General features: G+C 59.8%; 24 protein-coding genes and 1 tRNA gene. 14 read left to right on the top strand and 11 right to left on the bottom strand.

Annotation, left to right across the window (positions count from 1 at the left end; genetic code table 11):
• Nucleotides 1-20 precede the first annotated feature (20 nt).
• A complete protein-coding gene (fmt, locus tag AC2GXZ_RS09950; protein ID WP_483758986.1) occupies nt 21-968 on the top strand; it encodes a methionyl-tRNA formyltransferase in 948 nt (315 codons plus the stop codon).
• Nucleotides 968-1,723 (top strand): tRNA pseudouridine(38-40) synthase TruA, encoded by a 756-nt coding sequence (gene truA, locus AC2GXZ_RS09945; RefSeq protein ID WP_483758985.1) that lies wholly within the window; start codon nt 968-970, stop codon nt 1,721-1,723. The genes fmt and truA overlap by 1 nt, the downstream gene beginning before the upstream one ends.
• Here truA and AC2GXZ_RS09940 read toward each other — a convergent pair.
• Genes AC2GXZ_RS09940 through dapD form a run of 3 tightly spaced genes read right to left on the bottom strand, consistent with a single transcriptional unit; the run spans nt 1,720 to nt 4,374 of the window.
• The gene (locus tag AC2GXZ_RS09940; RefSeq protein ID WP_483758984.1) at nt 1,720-2,316 is read right to left on the bottom strand and encodes a hypothetical protein; all 597 of its coding nucleotides are present in this window, start codon (nt 2,314-2,316) and stop codon (nt 1,720-1,722) included. The genes truA and AC2GXZ_RS09940 overlap by 4 nt on opposite strands.
• Nucleotides 2,300-3,496, bottom strand: a complete 1,197-nt coding sequence (gene dapE / locus AC2GXZ_RS09935; protein WP_483758983.1) for a succinyl-diaminopimelate desuccinylase — start codon at nt 3,494-3,496, stop codon at nt 2,300-2,302. The genes AC2GXZ_RS09940 and dapE overlap by 17 nt, the downstream gene beginning before the upstream one ends.
• Before the next feature lie 17 nt (nt 3,497-3,513).
• Nucleotides 3,514-4,374, bottom strand: coding sequence for a 2,3,4,5-tetrahydropyridine-2,6-dicarboxylate N-succinyltransferase (gene dapD, locus AC2GXZ_RS09930; RefSeq protein ID WP_483758982.1), 861 nt, complete (start codon nt 4,372-4,374; stop codon nt 3,514-3,516).
• Nucleotides 4,375-4,513: 139 nt separating this feature from the next.
• On the opposite strand from dapD, the gene AC2GXZ_RS09925 reads away from it, so the two are divergent.
• Nucleotides 4,514-5,374 (top strand): LOG family protein, encoded by an 861-nt coding sequence (locus AC2GXZ_RS09925; protein WP_483758981.1) that lies wholly within the window; start codon nt 4,514-4,516, stop codon nt 5,372-5,374.
• A gap of 92 nt (nt 5,375-5,466) precedes the next feature.
• Here the strand turns inward: AC2GXZ_RS09925 and AC2GXZ_RS09920 are convergent, their stop codons facing one another.
• Complete coding sequence (locus tag AC2GXZ_RS09920) at nt 5,467-6,120, bottom strand: EF-hand domain-containing protein (RefSeq protein WP_483758980.1); 654 nt, start codon at nt 6,118-6,120, stop codon at nt 5,467-5,469.
• Between the two features lie 126 nt (nt 6,121-6,246).
• On the bottom strand, nt 6,247-6,972 hold the full coding sequence (locus tag AC2GXZ_RS09915; RefSeq protein WP_483758979.1) for a pyrimidine 5'-nucleotidase: 726 nt from the start codon (nt 6,970-6,972) through the stop codon (nt 6,247-6,249).
• Between the two features lie 107 nt (nt 6,973-7,079).
• On the opposite strand from AC2GXZ_RS09915, the gene AC2GXZ_RS09910 reads away from it, so the two are divergent.
• Entirely contained in the window at nt 7,080-7,982 is a 903-nt protein-coding gene (locus tag AC2GXZ_RS09910; protein ID WP_483758978.1) for an EamA family transporter, read from the top strand.
• 50 nt (nt 7,983-8,032) lie between these two features.
• Here the strand turns inward: AC2GXZ_RS09910 and argB are convergent, their stop codons facing one another.
• Entirely contained in the window at nt 8,033-8,920 is an 888-nt protein-coding gene (gene argB / locus AC2GXZ_RS09905; protein WP_483758977.1) for an acetylglutamate kinase, read from the bottom strand.
• A gap of 134 nt (nt 8,921-9,054) precedes the next feature.
• Here argB and AC2GXZ_RS09900 point away from each other — a divergent pair, with 134 nt between their 5' ends.
• The 3 genes from AC2GXZ_RS09900 (at nt 9,055) to AC2GXZ_RS09890 (ending at nt 11,065) form a co-directional block, all read left to right on the top strand.
• Nucleotides 9,055-9,597 carry a sigma-70 family RNA polymerase sigma factor gene (locus AC2GXZ_RS09900; protein ID WP_483759398.1) on the top strand — a complete coding sequence of 181 codons (543 nt, stop codon included), beginning with the start codon at nt 9,055-9,057 and terminating at the stop codon, nt 9,595-9,597.
• Nucleotides 9,594-10,325, top strand: a complete 732-nt coding sequence (locus AC2GXZ_RS09895; protein ID WP_483758976.1) for an anti-sigma factor — start codon at nt 9,594-9,596, stop codon at nt 10,323-10,325. Before AC2GXZ_RS09900 ends, AC2GXZ_RS09895 begins: the two co-directional genes overlap by 4 nt.
• 182 nt (nt 10,326-10,507) lie before the next feature.
• Nucleotides 10,508-11,065: a fasciclin domain-containing protein gene (locus AC2GXZ_RS09890; RefSeq protein ID WP_483758975.1), complete on the top strand. Its 558-nt coding sequence runs from the start codon at nt 10,508-10,510 to the stop codon at nt 11,063-11,065.
• Nucleotides 11,066-11,147: 82 nt separating this feature from the next.
• Here AC2GXZ_RS09890 and yihA read toward each other — a convergent pair whose 3' ends face one another.
• The 4 genes from yihA to rpmH form a co-directional block, all read right to left on the bottom strand.
• Complete coding sequence (gene yihA / locus AC2GXZ_RS09885; RefSeq protein WP_483758974.1) at nt 11,148-11,798, bottom strand: ribosome biogenesis GTP-binding protein YihA/YsxC; 651 nt, start codon at nt 11,796-11,798, stop codon at nt 11,148-11,150.
• A gap of 138 nt (nt 11,799-11,936) precedes the next feature.
• Nucleotides 11,937-13,742, bottom strand: a complete 1,806-nt coding sequence (gene yidC / locus AC2GXZ_RS09880; RefSeq protein ID WP_483758973.1) for a membrane protein insertase YidC — start codon at nt 13,740-13,742, stop codon at nt 11,937-11,939.
• Nucleotides 13,742-14,134 carry a ribonuclease P protein component gene (gene rnpA, locus AC2GXZ_RS09875; protein WP_483758972.1) on the bottom strand — a complete coding sequence of 131 codons (393 nt, stop codon included), beginning with the start codon at nt 14,132-14,134 and terminating at the stop codon, nt 13,742-13,744. Before rnpA ends, yidC begins: the two co-directional genes overlap by 1 nt.
• A 24-nt stretch (nt 14,135-14,158) precedes the next feature.
• Complete coding sequence (gene rpmH / locus AC2GXZ_RS09870; RefSeq protein WP_092996667.1) at nt 14,159-14,293, bottom strand: 50S ribosomal protein L34; 135 nt, start codon at nt 14,291-14,293, stop codon at nt 14,159-14,161.
• Between the two features lie 476 nt (nt 14,294-14,769).
• On the opposite strand from rpmH, the gene AC2GXZ_RS09865 reads away from it, so the two are divergent.
• The 4 genes from AC2GXZ_RS09865 (at nt 14,770) to AC2GXZ_RS09850 (ending at nt 20,163) form a co-directional block, all read left to right on the top strand.
• Nucleotides 14,770-16,800 (top strand): methyl-accepting chemotaxis protein, encoded by a 2,031-nt coding sequence (locus AC2GXZ_RS09865; protein ID WP_483758971.1) that lies wholly within the window; start codon nt 14,770-14,772, stop codon nt 16,798-16,800.
• Nucleotides 16,801-17,204: 404 nt separating this feature from the next.
• Nucleotides 17,205-18,704 carry an ATP-binding protein gene (locus AC2GXZ_RS09860; RefSeq protein ID WP_483758970.1) on the top strand — a complete coding sequence of 500 codons (1,500 nt, stop codon included), beginning with the start codon at nt 17,205-17,207 and terminating at the stop codon, nt 18,702-18,704.
• Between the two features lie 131 nt (nt 18,705-18,835).
• A tRNA-Arg gene (locus AC2GXZ_RS09855) sits at nt 18,836-18,912 on the top strand.
• Between the two features lie 213 nt (nt 18,913-19,125).
• Nucleotides 19,126-20,163: a 4-hydroxyproline epimerase gene (locus AC2GXZ_RS09850; RefSeq protein ID WP_483758969.1), complete on the top strand. Its 1,038-nt coding sequence runs from the start codon at nt 19,126-19,128 to the stop codon at nt 20,161-20,163.
• A 29-nt stretch (nt 20,164-20,192) separates the two neighbouring features.
• On the opposite strand, the gene AC2GXZ_RS09845 is transcribed toward AC2GXZ_RS09850, so the two are convergent.
• Complete coding sequence (locus AC2GXZ_RS09845) at nt 20,193-21,116, bottom strand: tetratricopeptide repeat protein (protein WP_483758968.1); 924 nt, start codon at nt 21,114-21,116, stop codon at nt 20,193-20,195.
• 251 nt (nt 21,117-21,367) lie between these two features.
• Here AC2GXZ_RS09845 and pyrC point away from each other — a divergent pair, with 251 nt between their 5' ends.
• The 3 genes from pyrC to AC2GXZ_RS09830 all read left to right on the top strand — a co-directional run bounded on the left by pyrC (nt 21,368) and on the right by AC2GXZ_RS09830 (nt 24,579).
• Complete coding sequence (gene pyrC / locus AC2GXZ_RS09840; protein WP_483758967.1) at nt 21,368-22,408, top strand: dihydroorotase; 1,041 nt, start codon at nt 21,368-21,370, stop codon at nt 22,406-22,408.
• Between the two features lie 126 nt (nt 22,409-22,534).
• Complete coding sequence (locus AC2GXZ_RS09835; RefSeq protein WP_483758966.1) at nt 22,535-23,722, top strand: GGDEF domain-containing protein; 1,188 nt, start codon at nt 22,535-22,537, stop codon at nt 23,720-23,722.
• A gap of 161 nt (nt 23,723-23,883) precedes the next feature.
• A complete protein-coding gene (locus tag AC2GXZ_RS09830; protein WP_483758965.1) occupies nt 23,884-24,579 on the top strand; it encodes an orotate phosphoribosyltransferase in 696 nt (231 codons plus the stop codon).
• The last annotated feature ends 23 nt before the right edge of the window (nt 24,580-24,602 follow it).

Raw genomic sequence — 24,602 nt, 5'->3', positions numbered from 1 at the left:
GTTTGGGCGTGGAAGCTCCCATGTCTCTTCGCATCATCTTCATGGGTACGCCAGATTTTTCCGTGCCGACGCTACAGAGCCTCAAGCAGGCCGGCCACGAGATCGTTGCGGTCTACAGTCAGCCACCCCGGCCGGCCGGCCGTCGTGGGCTCGACCTTACCAAATCGCCGGTGCATCAGGCGGCAGAATTGCTTGGCATTCCGGTCCTCACACCCCTGAACTTCAAGGCGGAGGAAGATCGTCAGACCTTTCGCGAGTTCGATGCGGATGTCGCGGTGGTCGTCGCCTACGGCCTGCTTCTGCCGGTCGCCATTCTCGAAGGCACGCGGCTTGGCGCCTATAACGGCCATGCCTCGCTCCTGCCGCGCTGGCGCGGTGCAGCCCCCATCCAGCGGGCGATCATGGCTGGCGATGCAAGGACCGGCATGATCGTCATGAAGATGGAAAAGGGCCTCGACACCGGCCCCATGGCGCTGACCAAGGAAGTGGAAATCAACGAAGCGATGACCGCCGGTGAACTGCATGACAAGCTGATGCTGGTCGGCGCCCGCGCCATGGTCGAAGCGATGGAGAAGCTCGAAGCCGGCGACCTGCCGCTGACACCGCAGCCGGAAGAGGGTGTGCTCTACGCCGCAAAGATCGACAAGGGTGAGACCCGCATCGATTTCGCAAGACCGGCGAGGGACGTCCACAATCACATCCGCGGCCTGTCGCCTTTTCCCGGCGCCTGGTTTGAGGCCGAGATCAACGGTAAGCCGGAGCGCATCAAGGTTCTCTCCTCTGCGATTGGCCAGGGTGCCGGCGCGACTGGCGAGGTTCTCGACGACGCGCTGACGATTGCCTGTGGCGAGGGTGCGGTCCGCTTGACCCGCTTGCAAAAGGCCGGTGGCAAACCTCTCAATGCCGGCGATTTCCTGCGTGGCACCGCGCTGCCCAAGGGCACCATCCTTCCGCTCGGGTCCGCCTGATGCCGCGCTTTCGCATGATCGTCGAATATGACGGCACCGCCTATGTCGGCTGGCAGATGCAGGAAAACGGTCATTCGGTTCAGGCCGCGCTGCAGCAAGCCATCCTGTCGCTGACCGGCGAAACCGTATCGATCCGCGGCGCCGGCCGCACAGATAGCGGTGTCCATGCCTTCGGCCAGGTCATTCATGCCGACCTGTCACGCGACTGGGCTCCGTTCAAACTGCGCAATGCACTGAATGCCCATCTGATGATGGCGGGTGAGAAAGTGTCGGTGATCGACGCCGCGCAGGTAGATGACAGCTTCGATGCGCGGTTTTCGGCGGTGAAACGCCACTATCTCTACCGCATCATCAATCGCCCGTCGCCACTGGCCGTCGAGGCGGGTCACGCCTGGTGGGTGCCGAAGCCGCTCGATCACGAAGCGATGCATGCCGCCGCCCAGATGCTGGTCGGCCATCACGACTTCACCACGTTCCGCTCGGCCCATTGCCAGGCGAAAAGCCCGGTCCGCACGCTCGACCGTCTGGATGTGAGCCGCAGCGGCGATCTGATCGAGATCCGCGCCAGCGCCCAGAGTTTCCTGCACAACCAGATCCGCTCCTTCGCCGGCACGCTGAAACTCGCAGGTGAGGCCAAGATGACGCCGGACGACGTGCGAAACGCACTCGAAGCCCGCGACCGCAAGCAATGCGGCCCGGTCGCGCCGCCGGAAGGCTTGTATTTCATGAAGGTCGATTATCCGGGCGACGCCTAATAAGGCGAAACGCGGAGATAGGATTGCAACAGGTCAGAGATGATCAGGCTCGGCACCAGCAGAACCAGAAGCGTGGCCGCGATCACCAGCGGCTGCGGCCCGCAAATCTGCCTCACGAAGCGGGATATCGCAAAAATCGTTGCGACCAGCAGGGCAAGCTGCAAAAGCGCGATCATGCCGGCCAGTGGCGGCACCAGAAACAGTATCAGCGTCAGCGCCGCATAGGCGTAGGAGATCGGCACCGAAAGCCAGTTGGTGGCAACCACGATCGGCGGGAATTTCCGCTCGGTTTTGAGGAACAGGCACAACACCGCCAGCAGAATGAGCGGCAAGACCCAGTTCACCGCCTCGATCATGAACAGTCGAAGGTAGAAGAGCAGCCCCGCCTTGGTGCCGGGAGGGCAACTGGCGAGAAACGCGTATCTCACACCCGTCCAGTAGATGAACATCGCCGGCAGGCACCAGACGAACGCCCAGAACGAGCGCATCATGCCGCGGTCGGTCAGGTCCAGGTGCTTCAGCCCCTGTCTGTCACCTTTGAAGAGCAGCCAGAGGCCGCTGATGTAATGTTTGACTTCAAGAAAGGATGGCATCGCCGAACCAGCGGGAGAGGAAGGTTCCGTAAATCTGGGTCAGCGTCTCAAGATCTGCAAGGGCCACGCGTTCGTCCACCATATGCATGGTCTGTCCGACAAGCCCGAATTCCACCACCGGGCAGTAGTCTTTGATGAACCGCGCATCGGATGTTCCGCCGGTCGTCGAAAGCTGCGGCTGCCGCCCCGTGACCGCCTCGACCGCTGCCGAAAGCGATCCGATCAGCGCATTGTTGCGGGTCAGGAAGACATGGCTCGGCCGTTCCGCCCAGATGATCTCGTAGCGGACCGGATCACGACCCGGGCGAAGCACGGGATCGCCGGCGGCCTCATCGAGCCTGCGGACGATCTCGGCCTTCACCGTATCGGCCGTCCATGTGTCGTTGAAGCGGATGTTGAAGGCGAATGTCGCCTTGGCCGGCACGACATTGGTGGCCGGATTGCCCACATCGACCGTCGTCACTTCCAGATTGGAAGCCGGAAATTCCGGCGTGCCGTCATCGAAAGCCGGGTCCATCAGCGCCGCGGCAAGCGGCAGCAGGCCGCGCACCGCGTTATCTGCCAGATGTGGATAGGCGGCGTGGCCCTGCACGCCGAATACCGTCACCCGGCCCGAGACCGAGCCGCGCCGGCCGATTTTGATCATCTCGCCGAGCTGATCCGGATTGGTCGGCTCGCCGACAAGGCAGGCGTCCCAGCGCTCGCCCTTGTCAGCCGCCCATTTCAGCAGTTTTTCCGTGCCGTTGACGGCCGGGCCTTCCTCGTCGCCGGTAATCAGGAAGGAGATCGAGCCCTTCGGCGCGCCGTGGGTTTCGATATGGCGGGCAACGGCTGCGGCAAAGCAGGCAATGCCGCCCTTCATGTCGACGGCACCGCGGCCAAACATCTCGCCACCGGCGATTTCGGCGGCAAAGGGAGGATGGCTCCAGGACGCTTCGTCACCCACGGGCACGACGTCGGTATGCCCGGCAAACATCAGGTGCGGCCCGTCGGTGCCGAGCCGCGCATAAAGGTTTTCGATGTCCGGCATGCCGGGTTCCGTCGCAACGATGCGCTCAACGGTAAAGCCGAGCGGCGCAAGCATCGCTTCCAGTGCCGAAAGCGCACCACCTTCCGCCGGGGTGACGGAAGGGCAACGGATCAGGTCACGCAGGTTTGCGATTGGATCTGCAACGGACATCAAGATGGTTTCCTGGCTTAATCGCGCAGCAGCTCGTTGATACCCGTCTTCGAGCGGGTCTTTTCATCGACCGTCTTGACGATCACGGCGCAGTAGAGGTTCGGTGTGGCCAGGCCATTCGGCATCGTCGCATTGCCCGACGGCATCGAGCCGGCAACGACCACGGAATAGGGCGGTACTTCGCCATAGCTCACTTCGCCGGTGGCGCGATTGACGATCTTGGTCGACTTGCCGATGTAGACGCCCATGCCGAGAACCGAACCTTCGCGGATGATGCAGCCTTCGACGACTTCCGAGCGGGCGCCGATGAAGCAATTGTCCTCGATGATCGTCGGGCCGGCCTGCATCGGCTCCAGAACGCCGCCAATGCCGACGCCGCCGGACAGATGCACATGCTTGCCGATCTGGGCGCAGGAGCCGACCGTTGCCCAGGTATCGACCATCGTGCCTTCATCGACATAGGCGCCGAGATTGACGAAGGACGGCATCAGCACGACGTTCTTGGCGATATAGGCCGAGCGGCGCACGACGGCATTCGGCACGGCGCGGAAACCGCCGGCGCGGAATTCGCTTTCGCCCCAACCCTCGAACTTCGACGGTACCTTGTCCCACCAGGTGGAGGCGCCCGGTCCGCCCTTGACGACTTCCATGTCGTTCAGGCGGAAGGAGAGCAGAACGGCCTTCTTGAGCCACTGGTTGACGGTCCAGGTGCCGTCGACGCCGCGAACCGCGACACGGGCTTTGCCACCGTCGAGCAGGTTAAGCGATTCTTCCACCGCATCACGAACCTCGCCTTTGGTCGAAACACTGACGCTGTCGCGGTTGTCGAAAGCGGTCTCGATTGTCTTTTCGAGGGTGGCGAGGTCGAACGTGCTCATGGAAGATCCTTAAACGTCACGCGGTATCGTGATGGCTGGAAAGGTGGTCATTTGGTCCCATTTGCTCTAAGCGACCGCCACTCAAGCGTCAATGCGAATTGGCGCCGACCCTGGTCGTGCGCGGGAAGGAACGAAGTTTATGGCAAAGGTTAAGTCCAAGGATAAGGTCGCGGTCGAGGCGGCATGGGATCCGCTGAAGGACAGCACCGCCGACAAGCACGCGGCAGCCGCCCAGCCCAAAACCCCGCAGACGCAGTCGCCTTCCTATCGCCTTGCATTTGCCGATGAGGATTTCCTCTGCAGCAAGGAATTGCGGCCGCTCAGGCTGCAGCTGGAACTGCTCAAGACCGAAATGATCCTGTCGGAAAAGGGCATTGCGTCCACGGTCGTGCTGTTCGGCGGAGCCCGCATTCCGGCCCCAGGCCAGAAACCCTGGGCGGCCCATAACGAGACCCAGCACAACAACCTTCAGGCCGCCTCGGTCTATTACGAGGAAGCGCGTAAATTTGCCGCGCTCTGCGCTGCCCATTCGGCAAAGTTCGACCACAAGGAATTCGTCGTTGTGACCGGCGGCGGTCCGGGCGTGATGGAGGCCGGCAATCGCGGTGCATCGGAAGCCGGTGCCCCGACGATCGGCCTCAACATCATGCTGCCGCATGAACAGGCACCGAACCCCTATGTGACGCCCGATCTCGCCTTCAACTTCCACTATTTCGCTATCCGCAAGATGCATTTCATGATGCGGGCAAGGGCGGTTGCTGTGTTTCCGGGCGGTTTCGGCACCCTGGATGAAATGTTCGAGGCGCTGACCCTGATCCAGACCGGACGCATGAAGCGCATCCCGCTCATCCTGTTTGCCGAAAAATTCTGGCGCAGCATCATCAATTTCGAAGCGCTGGCGGAATTCGGCACGATCGCGCCGGAAGATATCGAGTTGATCAATTTCGTCGAAACGGCCGAAGAGGCCTGGAAAGTGATCCGGGACTTCTACAAGACCTGACGGTCAAACGGTAAGAGCCCGCCTCTCGGGGGAAAGGCGGGCCCTTTGCACGACGATTGCCGGGCTAGTTCCGTAAATGGGGGGGCAGGGAACTAGAGGGGGCGGTCCGGCAGGTCGTCGATGGAAATCACGCCGTCCTTGTTGGTATCCATGCGAGCGAATAGCTTGTCGCTGGCAGCGGATGCTTCGGCCTTGGTGATCTTGTTGTCATGGTCTTCGTCGACCATACGGAAGAAACGTCCGCCGCCCATGCCGGGACCGTGATGCTCGAAACGTGCTTCGCGGGGACCGCGGCCGTCATGACGAGGGCCGTCACGATCTGCATGTTCGTGGCGCGGACCATCACGATCCTTGCGATCGCCACGCGGGCCATCCGGACGGTCTTCGTTATCGGCCATTTCGGGGCGAGGATGTGCCTTTTCAAACGCGTCACGCTGGGCGATGCGATAGTCGAGAAGCTCGCCGCGGGTGATCACGCCGTCCTTGTTGGCGTCGATGGCGGTGAACAGTGCTTCCTGTCGGGCCGCCATTTCTTCCTTGGAAATCTTGCCGTCCTTGTTGGTGTCGGCGGTTTTAAGCAGGCGGATGAAGGTCATGTCCATCATCATCCCGTGCTCCATCGGGCCGGGACCACCGGGGCGGCCTGGACCATGCTTGGGCCGCTCGGGTGCGGCCAATGCCGGGATTGCGGCTCCTGCGACCAATACGGCTCCGAGGGTCGCCAAAACGATCTTCTTTGCAGTCATAGACGGGTTCCTTTCCGGTTATTTCGATAACCTCAAGGTATGGCGGTCGACCGCTGCCGACCACTTAAACTCCCGTAATGTGGATGAAATCTTTGTAATGCTGGGTAGCATTGTTACGCAGATGGCTCAGCCGAGCGGCAGACCCTTCAGGAAGCCGGTGAGGTCTTCCGTGACATAGTCGATATGATCGTCCTCGTCGGAAAACCTCTCCCAGCGCTCGATCAGCACCTCGCCGAGATTGCGGGGCGCCAGCAGCACGGTCCGCATGCCGAGCGTCTTGGGAACCTTGAGATTACGCGGCAGATCCTCGAACATCGCCGCATTGGCCGTATCGACACGGTGCAGGCTTGCGAACTTGTCGTAGGTGGCTCCTGCCGGTTTCGGCACGTAGTCTGCCGCGACGATATCGAAAATATCGTCGAAATGGTCGAGAATACCGAGCGCCCGAGCCGTCGCTTCCGCATGCGGCACGCTGCCATTGGTGAAGATGAATTTTCGGCCGGGAAGCGCCTTGATCGCCTCGCCCAGGTCCGGGTCCGGCATCAACGCCGAATAATCGATCGCATGCGCCTTTTCCAGAAACCCGTCGGGATCGATGCCGTGGTTCAGCATCAGCCCCTGAAGCGTCGTGCCATGTTCGTGGTAATAACGTTTCTGCAGCGCCCGGGCTTCTTCCCGCTCGAGCTGCAGCAGTTCCTGCACATAGGCCGTCATGTTCACGTCGATCTGGGAGAACAGATTGATGTGATGCGGGTAAAGCGTGTTGTCGAGGTCGAACACCCAGTCGCGGATATTCAAGAAATCGGCAGCGTCGGGTGTGGTTTTCGGCGAGGTCTTGGGTGTCTTGTCCATGATTTTCTTATGCACTGCCGAGCGCTCAAAGAAAACGATAAAAGCCGACCCGTTTTGCCGTGATGCGACCTTGGCTATGGATCGGGCCGCGTGATACCGGCAGTGGAATGGAACTCTGGATCCCCATCACCATCGCCGCCGCCTTCCTGCAGAACCTGCGCTCCGCCTTGCAGAAGCATCTCCAGGGCAAGCTCGGCACCCGCGGCGCAAGCTTTGTCCGTTTCGGTTACGGTTTCCCCGTGGCGATCCTCTATGTCGTCCTGCTCCACCTGCTGGCAGGGTTCGCATTTCCGCAGCTCAATTGGACCTTTGCGATCTGGGCCGTGATCGGTGGTCTGGCGCAGATCTTCGCCACCATCATGCTGGTCCATCTCTTCTCGTTGAGAAACTTCGCGGTCGGCACTGCCTACTCCAAGACCGAACCGGTCCAAGCAGCGATCTTCGGTTTCATCCTGCTCGGCGAAAGGCTCACAGTGGGCGCCATCGGCGCGATCATCGTCGGCGTTATTGGTGTGATGCTGATCTCGATGGCCCGTTTGCCGCTGTCATGGAAAAACACCATCTCGGCACTCGCCAGCCGCACCGCACTGGTCGGTATCGCCTCCGGTGCCGTCTTCGGCATTTCCGCGGTCGCCTATCGCAGCGCCTCGTTGGCGCTGGAAGGACCCAACTCGATCATGCAGGCGGCCATGACGCTTGCCTGCGTCACCACCTTCCAGACGGCCTTCATGCTGGTCTGGATGCTGTGGAAGGACAAGAGCGAGATCGTCACGGTGATCAGAACCTGGCGCTCGTCGTCACTGGTTGGCCTCGCCAGCGTCTTCGGTTCGGCCTGCTGGTTTACCGCGATGACGCTGCAGCAGGTTGCCTATGTCCGGGCGCTCGGCCAGATCGAACTCGTCTTCACCTTCATGGCCTCCTATTTCCTTTTCCACGAGCGCATCAACCGTATGGAAATCGCCGGCTGCCTGTTCATCGTCGCCGGCATTCTGGGACTGCTTGTCGGCTGAAACGGAAAAGGCGCCTCGCGGCGCCTCCTCTAAATCCAAATATCGCCCGATCAGGGAACGATCAGCGTGCCCGCACCATGCTCTGTGAAGATTTCGAGCAACACCGAATGGGCCGTTTTGCCGTTGAGAATAACGACACCCTGAACGCCGGCGCGGATCGCGTCGATGCAGGTCTCGACCTTCGGGATCATGCCGCCGGAAATCGTGCCGTCCTTGATCAGCGCCTGCGCTTCGGCAACCGTCAGTTCCTTGATCAGGTTCTTGTCGCGGTCGAGCACACCCGGAACGTCGGTGAGGAACAACAGGCGCGTCGCATGCAGCGCCCCGGCGATCGCGCCGGCAAACGTATCGGCATTGATATTGTAGGTGGCGCCGTCGCGGCCCGGAGCAACCGGTGCGATGACCGGGATCATCTCGGACTTGGCAAGCAGGTCGAGCAGCGTGCGGTCGACTTCCACCACTTCGCCGACGAAGCCCAGATCGAGTACACGCTCGATATTGCTGTCGGGATCGATGATCGTCTTTTTGGCTTTTTCGGCAAAGACCATATTGCCGTCCTTGCCGCACAGGCCGATCGCCCATTCGCCGGTCTGGTTGATCAGCGCGACGATTTCCTTGTTGATCGAACCCGCGAGAACCATCTCGACAATCTCGACCGTCTTCTGGTCGGTCACCCGAAGACCGCCTTCGAATTTCGATTCGATGCCCATTTTGGACAGCATAGCGCCGATCTGCGGGCCGCCGCCGTGCACGACGATCGGGTTGACGCCCGACTGCTTCAAAAGTGCGATATCGGCGGCAAAGGCCTTGCCGAGTTCGGTATCGCCCATGGCGTGGCCGCCGTATTTCACCACGATCGTCTTGTTTTCATAGCGCTGCATATAGGGCAGAGCCTGGGCGAGGAGCTTGGCCTGGAGTTCGCTGTCGGACGTCGTCATGAAAATCCCTCACATCAAAGGTGCGGCGCTTTTAGCGCATCTTTTTGACAGATGAAACAATCTGGTGGAAAGATTTGGCCGTAGCAGTTGGAGAGCGTGAATCGCGCGATCATCCATCGGCTCGGGAGGTTGATTTGGCATCGGAAAGCGACATCGCCGCCCTTATCGGGCGCGTGGCATTGCGCGACAGGGCGGCGTTTGCGGAATTATATTCGCAGGTCGCGCCGAAACTTTTTTCCGTCTGCCTTCGTATCCTTAGAGATCGTGGCGAGGCGGAAGACGCTTTGCAGGAAGTCTTCGTCAAGATCTGGCAAAGGTCAGGGCGTTTTGCCGCGGCAGGCCATAGTGTGATGGCATGGCTCGTGACGATCGCCCGAAACCATTCTATTGACGTATTGCGGGCGCGTAGACCAACAGGCGAAAGCCCCGATGATGACTGGCAGATCGCCGATCCGGCGCCGGGTCCCGAACATGCCGCGATGATGAAATGGGAAGGCAAGCGCATTGACAGGTGCATGGAGGAATTGGATTCTGATCGTGCCGTTGCAGTTCGTAGTGCCTATGTCGACGGTCTGACCTACCAGGAATTGGCTGAAAGATATGATGTCCCGATCAATACAATGCGGACGTGGCTGCGACGCAGCCTCCTGAAACTGAGAGAGTGTCTCGATCGATGAGCAAGCCGGAACAAAGCGAAGGTGATCGCCCCAGCGACCAGCTTTTGGCCGGGGAATATGTCCTGGGTGTCCTGTCGGAGGCCGATCGGCGCCGGGTCGAGGCGCGTATGGCGGAAGACCGCTCGTTTGCGGCCATGGTGGCGAACTGGCAGGAAAACCTTTCTGCATTCGATGCCGACTACGAGGAACAGGCGCCGCCTCCGCGTGCCTTTTCCGGCATAGAGGCACGGCTCTTTCCCACGAGAACATTCAAGCAGCAATTGCGTCTGTCCGGGGGCTGGTGGAATTCGCTGGCCCTGTGGCGCGGGCTGGCGCTCGCGTCGCTTGCGACGCTCGTCAGCTACGCATCCTTCCAGTCTGGATTGATCGGAGAAGCACCATCGTCGCAGACGCTGGTGGCGCAGTTGAGCGGCAATGCCGGTGCAGCCGTCGGCTTGTTGGCCCGTTACGATACCGGAAACGGCCGCTTGCAGCTTCTGCCGGTTGCAGCCAAGGCAGATGACGCCCGTTCGCTTCAGCTCTGGCTGGTGCCGGATGGCGGCGCGGCGCCGGTTTCGCTCGGCATCTTGCCGCAGACCGGCGAGGGCGCGGTCGATATCCCGGCCGACCTGCGTCCACGCCTTAAGGAGGGTGTCACCTTCGCCGTCAGCCTCGAGCCCTTCGGCGGCTCTCCCACCGGCCAGCCCACCGGCCCGGTCATCGCGGCGGGTAAGGCTCAAGGCATCTAGCCTGAAAATACGATTTTGAATTCAGCGGCTTGATAATATCAGGCCGCTTTTTTCATGGCATCTGAAACTCTTTTCTCCTGCATCCCGTCTGTTGTTATGTCGCCGCTCTGATTGGGGCGGCAGGCCTTTGAACGGCGCGCATCCGCGCTGGGGCGACAGATCCTTCGGGAGGAAGAGAAGTCATGTTCAAGTCCACACTCCGTACACTTGCCATCGTCACCGCAGTCTCCGCCATCGCAGTCGGCGCCCATGCCGCCAACCCCAAGGTGGGCGGTGCAGCCATGTACGAAAACAAGAACATCATCGAGAACGCGGTCAACTCCAAGGACCACACGACGCTGGTCGCGGCCGTAAAGGCGGCTGGCCTGGTCGAGACCCTTGAAGGCAAGGGGCCGTTCACGGTCTTTGCGCCGACCAACGAGGCTTTTGCGGCGCTGCCGAAGGGCACCGTCGATACTCTGCTCAAGCCGGAAAACAAGGCTCAGCTGGTCAAGGTCCTGACCTGCCACGTCGTTGCCGCCGATGCGATGTCGAAGACCATCGAAAAGATGATCAAGGACGATAAGGGCACCCATGACGTCAAGACCGTCGGCGGCTGCATCCTGAAAGCCAAGGAAAGCATGGGCAAGATCACCCTGACCGATGAAATGGGCGGCGTTGCCCATGTGACGATCGCCGACGTCAAGCAGTCGAACGGCGTCATTCACGTCATCGACAAGGTTCTGCTTCCCAAGATGTAAGCGCGGTTTGCCCGAACCTGCTGCTTGCATCGAGATCCGGCCGCTCTCTTGAGTGCGGCCGGATTTCCATTTTTAGATTGCCTTAGCTGACCGCCTCGACGATTGCCGCGCGCAGTTCGTCCAGTCCCTTGCCTTTCTCGGATGAGGTCGACAGCACGAACGGATAGGCGGCCGGACGCTTGCGGATCTTTTCCAGCGTCTCAGCGAGCAGCTTCGGCACTGCCGGTTCCTTGATCTTGTCGGTCTTGGTCAGCACGATCTGGTAGGAGACGGCCGCCTTGTCGAGCAGGTCCAGCACGTCGTCGTCGTTTTTCTTGAGCCCATGGCGGCTGTCGATCAGCACATAGACGCGTTTCAGCGTCGCGCGGCCGCGCAGATAGTCGAAGACGAGTTTCGTCCAGGCATCGACATGTTCCTTCGGCGCCTGCGCGTAACCGTAGCCCGGCATGTCCACCAGCGCCATCGGCGGCATGTCGCCGGCTTCGCCGGAATAGCCGTCCGGTACGAAATAGTTGAGTTCCTGGGTGCGCCCGGGCGTGTTCGACGTACGAGCCAGCCCCTTCTGTCCGACAAGCGCATTGATCAGCGACGACTTGCCGACATTCGAACGGCCGGCGAAGGCCACTTCCAGCGGTCCTTCCGGCGGCAGGAACTTCATCGAAGGTACACCGCGGATGAAGATCCAGGGACGGCCGAAAAGCGGGCGCCCGCCGGTGGTCGTGTCGTCTGCCATCAGATGTTCTGTCCTTCTCGTGGTCAGCGGTTGGATTCCGGGTTTTGGCCGGCAATGTCAAGGGTCGGGCCTTCGATGCGCGGATGCCCTATCTACCGCCAAAAGAAAACCCCGGACGATGCCGGGGTTCTCGAAGCGTTATTTCGTCGGCGCTGGTTTTCGCTTGAACAGGCCCTTGAGATTGTCGAAGAGCTCGATCTTGGCGCCATGGCGCTTCATGATCACAGCCTGCTGACTGACCGAAAGCGTGTTGTTCCAGGCCCAGTAGATGACGAGACCCGACGGGAACGAAGCCAGCATGAAGGTGAATACCAGCGGCATCCAGGTGAAAAGCATCGCCTGGGTCGGATCCGGAGGCGTCGGGTTCATGCGCATCTGCAGGAACATCGTGATGCCCATGACGAGCGGCCAGACGCCGATCATCAGGAAATGCGGCACGTCGTAGGGCAGCAGGCCGAACAGGTTGAACAGCGAGGTCGGGTCCGGTGCGGAAAGGTCCTGGATCCAGCCGAAGAACGGTGCATGACGCATCTCGATCGTCGTGTAGATCACCTTGTAGAGCGAGAAGAAGATCGGGATCTGCAACAGCACCGGCCAGCAACCGGCGATCGGATTGATCTTTTCTTCCTTGTAGAGCTGCATCATCGCCTGCTGCATCGCCACGCGGTCGTCGCCGTGCTTGGCCTTCAGCTCTTCCATCTTCGGCTGCATGCGCTTCATGTTGGCCATCGACGCATACTGCTTGCTGGCCAGCGGGAAGAAGATCAGCTTCACGACAACCGTCGTCAGAAGGATCGCCACACCGAAATTGCCGACATGACGGAAGAAGAAGTCCATCAGCATGAACATCGGCTTGGTGATGAAGTAGAACCAGCCCCAGTCGATCACCAGATCGAAATGCGGAATGCCTGTCTGGTCGCGATACTGGTCGATCAGCGGCACTTCCTTGGCGCCGGCAAACACCATGTTCTTCACTTCGGTCGTCTGACCGGGCTGGATAGTCAGCGCATCGCCCTTGTAGTCCGCCTGGTAACGCGGCTGACCGTCGGTGAAATGCGTGAAGCGCGATTCGTAGGCCATTGACTGCGGCGGGATAAGCGTCGCGGCCCAGTATTTGTCGGTAATGCCCAGCCAGCCGCCGGTCGCCTTGGCGTTGTTGACGGCTTCCTTCTCGATATTCGAGTAGGTGTGCTCGCTGAGGCTGCCATCAGTGCCGATATAGCCGAGGAAGCCTTCATGAATGACCCAGACGGACGGGGTCGTCGGCTTGTTGTTGCGCGTCACGCGACCATAGGAGGATATCGTGATCGGTGCGCCGGTCGGGTTCTGGATCTTGTCGTCGACCGTCAGCATGTAGTGGTCGTCGATCGAGATCGTGCGGTTGAACACCACACCCTTGTCGTTGGTGAACGACAGCGTCACCGGCGTTGCAGCCGTCAGCTTGTCGCCGTTTGCGACCGTCCATTTGGTGCCCGGACCGGGCGTGGCACCGCTTGTGTCACTGCCGACATAACCGACTTCGCTGTAATAACCTTCTGCCGTATCGGCCGGCGAAAACAGCGTGATGATCGGGCTCGTGTCGTCGACGGTCTCATGATAGTCGCGAAGCTTGAGGTCGTCGAAGCGTGCGCCGGTCAGGTTGATCGAGCCGGAAAGCGCAGGAGTGTCGATCTGCACGCGTTCGGATTTCGAAAGTGCCTGTTCGCGGGTTGCCGTCGCCTGAACCTGGCCGGCACCGGGCAGATTGCCGGTCGTTGTTGTCGTGCCCGGCGCAGCCGTCGTGGCGGTCGGGTTGTTTGCGGCCTGCTGCTGCTCAAGCGCCTGCTGAGCTTCGGCGGCGCGCTGCTGCGCTTCCATGCGCGGATTCATATAAAGGAACTGCCAGGCAAGGACGATCACAACCGAAAGGCCGATCGCGATGAAGTAATTTCGGTTCTTTTCCATCATGCTTTCCTGGGGGATGTTCCTGAGACAGGCTTGGGCTTTTGCCTGCCTTCGATGCGTGCTGCAAGCTGTTCGGTCAAATCGGAGAAGGAAATGCCGAGCACCTCCCTGCGCGCGACAACCACATAGTCGTGTCCGCTCTGCATTGCAAACCCGGCAGAAGTTCTCACTGCTTCCTTCAGGCGCCGGCGCATGCGGTTCCGCTCGACAGCATTGCCATGCTTTTTTGTAACGGTGAAACCGACGCGTGGTGGCTCCTCCGGCTGCTTTCGGTCGAGGACTTCGAGGAGAAAGGTTCTCCCGCGTCGCGCTTCGCCCTTGCGAACAGCAAGAAACTGCGGCCGGCTTTTCAGCCGCCCGACAGTGTTTTTCTTGTCTTCTATCTTCGTCACTGCCCTATCCGGGCAAGTCGGCCGTTAGGCCGACAGACGAGCGCGGCCGCGTGCGCGACGAGCTGCGAGAACCTTCTGGCCACCTTTGGTTGCCATGCGGGCACGGAAACCATGACGGCGCTTGCGAACAAGCTTGGACGGTTGGTAGGTACGCTTCATTTATTTAATACCGCGGTGTGCGGCCCTTCTTGGGAATTGCTTCTGGGAAGCAACAGCGTTTCGGAAAAATGCGCGGGGCGCGGATATGCCGAGGCAACCCGCCGCTGGAGCGCGCGGGCATATAGTTCAGGTTGGGGCTGAAAGTCAATCGGCAGGCCCTGATTGGCCGGATCGCGCGCTTTCGGGTTGTGTATTTAAGTAAATTTGAATTCAATTATCAATACATATGTGGCCGGAATCGATTCCCTCTGATTGTGCGTTTCGGCCAATATTTTCCATTCTATGGGCAATAGCTCAAGTCATGAGAAAATATATATCTGAGTAAAGCTGGATCGGCGCGATATTTTTGCGCCCTTATCTCTGTATTCGTCGGGCTGCCGATTAGCTGTTGTTAACGGATTTCTGCTAATTTTCATTTTCATCAAGAACAGATGCCGGGATTGGCGGTTGTTCTGATGTCTTTGGAGGGGGTAACCGTGAAAATTGGAGTAAAGATCAACCTTCTTGTAGGGTTGATGAGCCTTGTCGCGTGCGCGATCGCAGCACTTTCCGTCTTTGCCGTGACTGAATATAACCGCAAGCAAAGCGCTTACGCGGATATCGCCGATCGCGTCTACAAGGGCGAAAGGCTGAACCGCCTGGTGACGGCGGTTGTGATGGATGCGCGCGGCATGTACGCGGCAAAGGATGTCGATTCCGCCAGGCCGTTTGGTGATGGCGTGACGAAAAGCCTCGGCGATATGGAAAAACTGATCGCTGACTGGGTGGCAGTTGTTCCCCCGGCGCAAAAGTCGCAGTTCGACAAGCTGACGGCAGGATTTCGGGAGTTCAAGGTCTTCCGCACAGAGACGGTTCGTCTCGGCGCGACGGAAGGGCCGCCGGCCGCCAACATCCAGGGCAATAACGACGCCAACCGTGCCAATCGCAAGGCTTACCAGGCCGATATCGACAAGGTGGTGGCCTCGGATCTGGCCGAACTCGATGTCTTGAGCGCGCAGATGAGTTCTTTCGGCGATCTCATTTTCTATTCCGTCCTTGCCGTCGCAATCTTCGGCGTGGGTGGGGGACTGGCCTTTGGTCTTTATCTCGGTCGCCGTCAGATCAGTCAGCCGATCCTCGGTTTGACATCGTCGATGGAGCGCCTGGCGAAGGGCGACTACGCCGCCGATGTGCCGTTTGCCGGCCGCAAGGATGAAATCGGCGACATGGCAGCCGCAGTCGAGGTGTTCAAGACGAACGGTCTTGAGGTGTCGCGCATGACGCATGCAGAAGCCGGTTTGAAAGCCAAGAACGACGATCTGCAGATGCGTATGTCCGCCGTCGTCTCGGCCGCTGCCGAGGGCGATTTCACCCGCCGCATCGACAGGCAGTGGGGCGTCGAAAGCCTTGACCGTGTCGGCCGCAATATCGACCAGCTGATCGCAAGTGTCGACGCCGGTATTTCCGAGACGAGACGGGTCGTAAAAAGCCTGTCCGATGGTGACCTGACCGACAGCATGCGTGGCGATTTCAAGGGTGCGTTTGCCGAGCTTCAGGAAAACGTCAACGGCACGATGCAGACGTTGCGCTCCACAATGGGCAAGGTTCGCGACGCAACGGGCGCGATGAACAGCGGGTCCGCCGAGATCAGCAATGCTGCCAACGACCTGTCGAGGCGCACCGAACAGCAGGCGGCGGCTTTGGAAGAGACTTCTGCCGCTCTCGATCAGATAACCTCCGTCGTCAAGACGTCGACGGAGCGTGCCAACGAGGCAACCTTGATGGTTGGCGAAGCCAAGGAAAGTGCCGTTCAGTCTGCAGCGGTCGTGCGCAATGCGATTGCTGCCATGGGGCGCATAGAGCAGGCCTCGCGTGAGATTGCGCAGATCACCAACGTCATCGACGAGATCGCTTTCCAGACCAATCTCCTCGCACTCAACGCAGGCGTCGAGGCTGCTCGCGCCGGCGAGGCTGGCAAGGGGTTCGCGGTCGTCGCCCAGGAAGTGCGCGAGTTGGCGCAACGCTCCGCCAGTGCGGCGAAGGACATCAAGTCGCTGATCGGCAAGTCTGGGGAAGAAGTCGCCGGCGGCGTCCAGCTGGTGCAGAAGACTGGCGAAGCCTTGTCGGAGATCGAGGCTCGCGTCGGTCGTATCAACGACCACATCCATTCGATTGCGGTCGCTTCGCGTGAGCAGGCAACCGGGCTTGCCGAGGTGAACACGGCCGTCAACCAGATGGATCAGGTCACCCAGCAGAACGCTGCCATGGTAGAAGAAAGCTCGGCGGCCACCAGCAAGCTTTCATCTGAGGCGGATGCGCTTTACCGGCTCGTATCGCAGTTTACGATCAGCGGAGATGCCGCCGGTGAACGCAAGGCTGAATGGTCCGCAAGTCCTGCCTTGCTCAATGCAGGCAATAGCCCGCGCCGCTCACCCGTCAGGGTGATGACCGGTGCTCTGAGGCAAGCCTTCGGTGGAAGTGCTGCTGTCGCAGCGGCCACCGCTTCTGCTGATTGGGAAGAGTTCTGATCTAGAACGCAAACATTACAAAAATTTAAGGCGGAGGTCCGAGTGCCTCCGCCTTTCCGTTTTGGCAGCTGCGCACAGGCAGTTCGCGATGATGAACCATTCCATCAAGACGGATGATATCTCGACCGGAAGGCTGCCGGAGAATATCCGTGTTCGCAATGTTTTTCAGAGGCTTATGCTGCGGATTGGCTTCCGGCTTCAGCCGTGGCAATGACTTCGATCACCGCTTCTCCCCATGATCCGGATGCATTTTCTCAAGCTGGCCTGAGAGCCTATCGGTCGCCCGTTCCGTCGTCCCGGCGGAAAACGGCCGCCCCGGCCCAGGACTGTTCAAATCTCGGTGATGCGATAAAATGCCCTCATGCAAGGGGCATGGATAATCGCGCCCGAAATTGGAGATCCGTATGGATAGCGAGGTTCACACCTCGGACCGTAAGGAAGTGTTGCCGGATGGCGCCGGGCCGGAACCGATGCCGACGGTTTTGCGCGGCCTGTCCGGACGATTGCTGTGGCTGACGGTCATCTTCGTCATGCTGGCGGAAATCCTGATCTTCATGCCGTCCATTGCCGGCGTGCGGATGAACTGGCTTCGAGACCGTCTGGATACCGCTGCAGCCGCCGGCATCGTCATCGATGGTCTGCAGCCTGCCGAATTACCACGCGCGGTGCAGAATGACACGCTTCTCGCGACAGGAACCAAGGTTCTAGCGCTTCGCAAGGACGGTACCTCGCGGCTGCTTGCCGCGACCGAGGTTCCGCCGGAAATTGATGCGCAATATGATCTCGCGCACACGTCTTTTGTCGGCTCCATGCGTGATGCGCTCGATACGCTGGTCTTCGGCGGTGATCGGGTGATGCGTGTCTTTGGGCCGATCGGTGACAGCGACATGATCATAGAATTGGTCATGACCGACACGGCGCTGCGCAAGGACATGCTGAAATATTCGAAGACGATGTTTCTGATCTCCTTGCTGATCTCGCTGATCACGGCGATCCTCATCTTCCTTGCCATCAATCGCATGATGATTTCGCCGATCCGGCGCCTTACGCACAGTATGCAGCTTTTTTCCGAGAAGCCGGATGACCCGTCCCGCGTCTTTACCGGCGATCGGTCGCGCGGGGAACTTGCTGTCGCCGGCCGGCATCTCGCCTCCATGCAGGGCCAGCTTCAGCGCACCATGAAACAGCAGAAGAACCTGGTCGACCTTGGCCTTGCCGTGTCGAAGATCAACCACGACATGCGCAATATTCTGGCCTCGGCGCAACTGATGTCGGACCGCCTGACGGATGTCGAGGATCCGATGGTTCGAAGCTTCGCGCCGAAGCTCTTGCGCACGATAGACAGAGCCGTCGGATATACCAACGAGGTGCTGGCCTATGGCCAGGCCTCCGAGGCGGCCCCGCGCCGGCGGCGGGTCAATGTCTCCGAACTCTGCCAGGAAGTGCGCGACATGCTGGCGCTTGATCCCGATTCGCGGATCGAGTTCGTTGAGCAGATTTCCGACGATCTGGAAATCGATTGCGACGGCGAGCAGATCTTCCGGGTCATTCACAATCTCTGCCGCAATGCCGTCCAGGCGCTGCTGGCATCCGATCCAGAGGATACCAAGCTGGGCCGACGGGTGACGATCGCCGCGCATCGGCTCGGCAGCGTCGTCAGCATCACCATCGACGACACAGGGCCCGGCATGCCGCGCAAGGCACGCGAGAACCTGTTCTCCGCATTTCGTGGTTCGGCGCGCTCCGGCGGTACGGGCCTCGGTCTCGTCATCGCGCGCGAGCTGGTGCTGGCCCATGGCGGCACGATCGCGCTGGTCGAAAAGCCCGGCCCCGGCACGCAGTTCAGGATCGAAATTCCCGACCGTCCGGTGTCGCTTGAGGATTATCGCGCCCGGGCATTGTAAAAAATGCTGTGAAATCAACAATTTGAATTATTCGTGACGGCAAAATGACATTAATTTCCGGAAAACCGCTTGCAATCTTTTGCGGCAGCCTTTAGAGGATCGCCACGCAAGCGGAACACTCCGCTGCAGACGCACCCGTAGCTCAGCTGGATAGAGCACCAGACTACGAATCTGGGGGTCAGGAGTTCGAATCTCTTCGGGTGCGCCATTTCTTTTCTCTTCGTGAACATGTGAACGATATGTCCTTGGGCGCCTGATGATGGCGCCTTTGTGCTTCGTATTGTTGCCCGGAAAATTCCCTTTCATTATTCCGCACGTCACCGATAGGCATGGCGTGTTGCTTGCGCTATCCAGATCGGAGCTGTGAGTAAGATTTGTCGCGTTCGCCTGCGGCGGCGCGATCCATGCGGAGTTCGGACAGATGAGATGGAAGCGTACGATCCAGTTGCTGGATGTCCATGCAGAGGGTGAGATTGGCCGGGTCGCCATCGGTGGCGTGCCGAAGATCCCGGGCAACAGTGTGGCGGAGCAGCTGGCATGGTTGAACTCGGATCCCAAAGGTCAGGAACTGCGCCGCTTTCTCTGCCTTGAGCCGCGCGGCACGCCCATCGGCTCCGTCAACCTCCTGCTGCCGCCGAAACATCCGGATGCGGATGCTGCTTTCGTCATTCTCCAGCCCGATCAGGCTCATGCGAGTTCGGGATCGAACTCCATCTGCGCCACGACGGCACTTCTGGAGGCTGGCATCGTCGAGATGAAGGAACCGGAAACGGTCGTCACGCTCGAAACCGCTGCCGGTCTCGTCAGGGCTGTTGCCACCTGCCGCGACGGTCGCTGTGAAAAGGTGAAGCTCACCATGGTGCCGTCGTTCGTCCATGAACTGGATGTGAAACTGCAGACGCCGGAATGGGGAGAGATCACGCTCGATATTTCCTACGGCGGCATCTTTTATGGACTTGTCGACGTGGCGCAGATCGGGCTCACCATCGACAAGAAAAATGCAGCGGCACTCGTGCAGGCTGGCATGGTCTTGAAGGATCTGGTCAACCGGCAGATCCCGGTGGCTCACCCGGAAATTCCGGCGATCTCAGGCGTCGCCTATATCATGTTCCGCGATACGGAAGCTGATGGCACTGTACGCACCTGCACCACCATGTGGCCGGGCAGGGCCGATCGCTCGCCCTGCGGCACGGGCAATTCGGCAAACCTTGCCACGCTCCATGCGCGCGGCAAGGTAAAGGTCGGGGACATGTTCCTGTCGCGCTCGATCATCGGAACCCAGTTCGAAGTGGGGCTTTCTGCCGAGACGGAGGTCGCCGGAAGGCCGGCAATCGTCCCGACCATCGCCGGTCGCGGATTTACCTTCGGCTTGCATCAGGTCGCGCTCGACCCCTTTGATCCGCTTGCGGACGGTTTTGCCATGACAGACGTCTGGGGACCTTCTGCAGGAGATATCTGAGGGCCAGCAATTCCGACAGCGGGGTCTGATCAGATCTCGCTGCCGGCATTGGCAGGCTTCTCGACGTCGCCCTGCTTGAGCACCAGCGAGCTTACGCCTTCCACACCCTCCTGCGAAGGTGCGGGAACAATGCCGAGTTCCTGGAACTGCATATATTTATAGGCGCCAAACATGTCGCCTTTTTCCGCTGCCAGACGGTACATCTCCGCCGCCTTCTGGGCATTGGCAGCGACACCTTCGCCCGTTTCGTACATGATGCCGAGGTTGATCATCGCATCCTTGTTGCCGCGTTGGGCGGCAAGATCGTACCAGGCGATTGCCGTCTGGTCGTCTGCGGTCACAAGATGACCCTCGTCGTAAATGGCGCCGATATTGAAAGCAGCCGTGTCGTCGCCTGCGGCAGCAGCCTTGCCGAACCAGTCGAGTGCCTTGCTGACATCCGGCTTGATGCCGAGCCCGTCGCGATAGGCGACGCCGAGATTGTAGGCGGCCAGAACATTGCCGCTATCGGCCGCCTGCTGGTAATATTTGAACTCGGTCTTGTCGTCGCCGAGGCGGCCCATCAGCATGCCGTAATTGACCATTGCTGCAGCATAACCGTCCTTCACGGCTGTGTCGTAGGCGTTCATTGCCTGGTCGGGTTCGTCGGCACCGTTCAGCGCACGGCCCAGCTGATAGGCGAAACGCGGATTTCCCGTTGTGTCGAAGGCCAGCCGACATGCTTCGACCGCACCATTGCCGATATCGGCGATGTTGACGGGAGCAAATTCGCCGTTCCGCTGTTGGTCGTAAGGGCTGCCTGCAAGACGGTCACAGTCGTTCTGCTGCACCGATGCCAGAATCAGGTTGTTACGTTCCGCGGCGTCCGGTGAAACTGTCAGCGCGAGAAGCGCGACTGCTGCACCTGTGGTAATCGCCAAACCCTTGTTGACTTTCATGGCCCGGGGACTCATGGTGTGCTCCGACTCAAATCAATTTCAGATTGCTTGAAGAACGCCGCATCGCGTCGCTTGTTCCGTCATCTTTTCGATGAAGTGCCTTTTGGCGACTTTGCAACCTGCACGATGTCGTGAACGATAGTGCGGGTCAGCCATACGTTATAGGACGTTCCGATGTTGCCGCGTGGGCCGAGAGACCGACACCGAGATTGTCTTCCGACATGCTTTGATGTTAAGCGAAGAAAAAATCTCAACGGAACAGCTCGATGAAAACGCTCACGATTCGCCGCCCGGACGATTGGCACCTGCATCTGCGTGACGGCGCGGTCCTGCAAGCGGTGATAGCCGATACGAGTGCTCATTTCGCCCGCGCGATCATCATGCCGAACCTCGTGCCGCCGGTTGTCACCACGTCGGACGCCGCGGCATACCGCTCCCGGATCATGGCAGCCCTGCCGGCCGGACATACGTTCGAGCCGCTGATGACCCTCTATCTTACGGAGCATACGAACCCGGATGATGTCGAGGAAGGCAAGAAGAGCGGCCTGATTACGGCGGTCAAGCTTTATCCCGCCGGTGCCACGACCAATTCCCACGGCGGCGTCCGGGACATGGACAAGGCCATGCCTGTTCTCGAACGGATGGCGAAGATCGGCCTGCCGCTCTGCGTGCACGGTGAGGTCACCACGCCCGAAGTCGATATTTTCGACCGCGAGGCGGTGTTCATCGAGACCGTGCTTGAGCCGCTGCGCAAGCGCCTGCCGGAATTGAAAATCACCATGGAGCATGTGACGACGGCGGACGGCATCGACTATATCAAGTCGGCAACAGCCAATCTTGCGGGCTCGATCACCACCCATCACCTGATCATCAACCGCAACGACATCCTCGTCGGCGGCATCCGGCCGCATTATTATTGCCTGCCGGTCGCCAAGCGCGAGAGCCACCGTCTTGCTCTGCGGGCCGCGGCGACCTCCGGTGACAGTCGTTTCTTCCTCGGCACCGATTCCGCGCCGCATCTCGATCCGCTCAAGGAATGCGCCTGCGGCTGCGCCGGCATTTACACATCGCTCAACACGATGAGCTGCCTTGCGCATGTGTTTGAAGACGATGGTGCGCTTGACAAGCTGGAAGCCTTTGCATCGCTCAATGGCCCTGCATGGTATGGCCTTGCGCCAAACGAAGAGACGATGACGCTTGAAAGGCAGGAAAGCCCGGTGGCCTTCCCGTCCAAGCGCGACACGACAGAAGGCCTGATCACAGTTTTCGATCCCGGTTTTCAGATATTCTGGAATGTTGCGGGTTGAAGTTTTAAGTTGTTTGCGACTTGCCGATAATTATTAAAGTTGCGTAGAGCGGCGGTAACTCTTTGGAGAGATTCCGGCTTTAGCTTTCGCCCACATACTAAATAAATCTTCGAAGAGAATTCAGGCATGATGCTCGATTATCAATCTCTTCTGCTTGCGCTCGGCGTTTCGGCCGCATGTCTGATGGTTACATTGTTCGGTACTTGGTATTCGCGCCGGGCCGACTCCTTTCTCCTGACCCTCGTTGTTTCCCTTTGCCTCGTCGTCGCAGGCATCATTGCCTACAGTTCCTACACGGCTGAATCCGGCCTCGGTCCCGCTGCGGTCGCCTATGCCTTGCTGATGTGTGGCTTCTCGATGATCTATGCGGCATCCGTCCAGTTCCGCACGGGAACGCGGCCGTGGACATTGGCGGCTTACCTGTCGCTGGTCAGCATGGCCTTCGGCCTACCCTTGATCCTGACCGGTCTCGATGGTCTTGGCATCATCATGATGAATGTCCTGACTTCGGTCCTCCTGGTGGGAACCGGCTTTCAATATTGGTCGGCGCGACGGGAGGCTCCAGGCCCGCTTGGCGGCATGGTCGTCCTCTATGTCATCAGCGGTTTCTCGTTTGCGCTTTGCGCTGGCGTACTGATCGCCGACGGCAATTTGAGCCTCGGCCATGCTCCGGAGAACTGGGCGGAAAATCTCAATATCGGCGTCTGCATTGCCGGCATGACGGGCATCGGTGCGTTGTCGCTTGCTCTGCATCAGTGGCGCATGGCGGCTCTCCACCGGCACGAAGCGATGACCGATGCCCTGACCGAGCTTTTGAACCGTCGTGCCCTTTTCGATCGTTTCGGCGGTCGCAGCTTCAACGCGTCTACCGCCGTGATCGTCTTCGACATCGACCGCTTCAAGACGATCAACGATCGTTATGGCCATTCCGCCGGTGACGAGGTTCTGCGGATCTTTGCGAGTGACCTGATGGCGGAGATGACCCCGACCGCCAGCGCCGCAAGGCTCGGCGGTGAGGAATTCGCCATGATCGTCACCGAAGTCATGCCCGGCCGGGCCGAGCGGATTGCCAACGAGGTCAGGAAACGCTTCGCGGCACGCGACATCGTCATCGCTGGCGAGGTCCTTCGCTGCACCGTCAGCGGCGGCGTCGCCGTCGGGCGCCCCGAAGGACAGCCTTTCGAGACGGTGCTGAACCTCGCCGACGCTGCACTCTACGACGCCAAGAATGCGGGGCGCGATCGTGTCGAACTTGCATCCTATCTCCGGTCCATTCCCACCCCTCCGGCTTCCGACAATCGCACGACCGCTTGACCCGCCTGAAAACTTCGGGAACCGCCGCTGTTTTTCTGGCTAAGGCTTCACCATGCTGCTATTGCGGCGCGTGGTTCTGAGCAATGTCCGGCAAAGGCGCGAGAGCGGTTCTGCATACGGGCTTGCGGTGAGAAAAAGCAATTCAGGCAAGGAGCGGGCGCATGATCCAGACCACATTTATCGACCGGAACGTAATGGCCGAACTGATGGCCAAGATGCTTTGGGAAATCGGAGCGGTACATTTCAGCGCCGACAAGCCCTACAAGCTCTCCTCCGGCATGATGAGCCCGGTCTATATCGATTGCCGCAAGCTGATTTCCTATCCGCGCATCCGCTCGACGATCATGGACTTCGCGGCCGCGACCGTCATGCGCGAAGCGGGTTTTGAAAAATTCGATTGCATCGCAGGCGGCGAGACCGCCGGCATTCCCTTCGCCGCCTTCCTCTCCGAGCGTCTCGGCCTGCCGATGATCTATGTCCGCAAGAAGCCGAAGGGCCATGGCCGCGCAGCTCAGATCGAAGGTCATCTGCCGGAAGGCGCACGTGTTCTGGTCATCGAGGATCTGGTCACCGTCGGTGGCGGCATGTTCACCTTCATCGATGCCATCCGCGCTGCTGGCGGCGTCGTCGAACATGGCCTTGGCCTGTTCTTCTACGACATGTATCCGCAGGTCGCCGAACGTTTCGCCAATGGCAAGGTCCAGCTCCATCATATTGCCACCTGGCGCAACGTTCTGGCCGTTGCCCGAGAGCAAAAGCTGTTCGATGAGAACACCCTGTCGGAAGTAGAATCCTTCCTCGACGCGCCGCTCGCGTGGTCCGGCCGTCATGGTGGCATCACTGAGCTTTCGCTCTAGCATTGATATAAAAGCTCAGGTAT

This window comes from Aliirhizobium sp. YIM B11859 (assembly GCF_057163345.1).
This window is presented reverse-complemented; position numbering and strand designations above follow the sequence as displayed.

Coding starts and splice junctions, on each gene's coding strand:
- AC2GXZ_RS09895 (WP_483758976.1), top strand. CDS start 9,594: ATGAGCAAGCCGGAACAAAGCGAAGGTGATCGCCCCAGCGACCAGCTT.
- AC2GXZ_RS09920 (WP_483758980.1), bottom strand. CDS start 6,120: ATGACTGCAAAGAAGATCGTTTTGGCGACCCTCGGAGCCGTATTGGTC.
- AC2GXZ_RS09925 (WP_483758981.1), top strand. CDS start 4,514: ATGGCAAAGGTTAAGTCCAAGGATAAGGTCGCGGTCGAGGCGGCATGG.
- AC2GXZ_RS09910 (WP_483758978.1), top strand. CDS start 7,080: ATGGAACTCTGGATCCCCATCACCATCGCCGCCGCCTTCCTGCAGAAC.
- fmt (WP_483758986.1), top strand. CDS start 21: ATGTCTCTTCGCATCATCTTCATGGGTACGCCAGATTTTTCCGTGCCG.
- truA (WP_483758985.1), top strand. CDS start 968: ATGCCGCGCTTTCGCATGATCGTCGAATATGACGGCACCGCCTATGTC.
- dapE (WP_483758983.1), bottom strand. CDS start 3,496: ATGTCCGTTGCAGATCCAATCGCAAACCTGCGTGACCTGATCCGTTGC.
- pyrC (WP_483758967.1), top strand. CDS start 21,368: ATGAAAACGCTCACGATTCGCCGCCCGGACGATTGGCACCTGCATCTG.
- AC2GXZ_RS09940 (WP_483758984.1), bottom strand. CDS start 2,316: ATGCCATCCTTTCTTGAAGTCAAACATTACATCAGCGGCCTCTGGCTG.
- AC2GXZ_RS09860 (WP_483758970.1), top strand. CDS start 17,205: ATGGATAGCGAGGTTCACACCTCGGACCGTAAGGAAGTGTTGCCGGAT.
- AC2GXZ_RS09890 (WP_483758975.1), top strand. CDS start 10,508: ATGTTCAAGTCCACACTCCGTACACTTGCCATCGTCACCGCAGTCTCC.
- AC2GXZ_RS09830 (WP_483758965.1), top strand. CDS start 23,884: ATGATCCAGACCACATTTATCGACCGGAACGTAATGGCCGAACTGATG.
- argB (WP_483758977.1), bottom strand. CDS start 8,920: ATGACGACGTCCGACAGCGAACTCCAGGCCAAGCTCCTCGCCCAGGCT.
- yidC (WP_483758973.1), bottom strand. CDS start 13,742: ATGGAAAAGAACCGAAATTACTTCATCGCGATCGGCCTTTCGGTTGTG.
- AC2GXZ_RS09915 (WP_483758979.1), bottom strand. CDS start 6,972: ATGGACAAGACACCCAAGACCTCGCCGAAAACCACACCCGACGCTGCC.
- rpmH (WP_092996667.1), bottom strand. CDS start 14,293: ATGAAGCGTACCTACCAACCGTCCAAGCTTGTTCGCAAGCGCCGTCAT.
- AC2GXZ_RS09850 (WP_483758969.1), top strand. CDS start 19,126: ATGAGATGGAAGCGTACGATCCAGTTGCTGGATGTCCATGCAGAGGGT.
- AC2GXZ_RS09845 (WP_483758968.1), bottom strand. CDS start 21,116: ATGAGTCCCCGGGCCATGAAAGTCAACAAGGGTTTGGCGATTACCACA.
- yihA (WP_483758974.1), bottom strand. CDS start 11,798: ATGGCAGACGACACGACCACCGGCGGGCGCCCGCTTTTCGGCCGTCCC.
- AC2GXZ_RS09835 (WP_483758966.1), top strand. CDS start 22,535: ATGATGCTCGATTATCAATCTCTTCTGCTTGCGCTCGGCGTTTCGGCC.
- dapD (WP_483758982.1), bottom strand. CDS start 4,374: ATGAGCACGTTCGACCTCGCCACCCTCGAAAAGACAATCGAGACCGCT.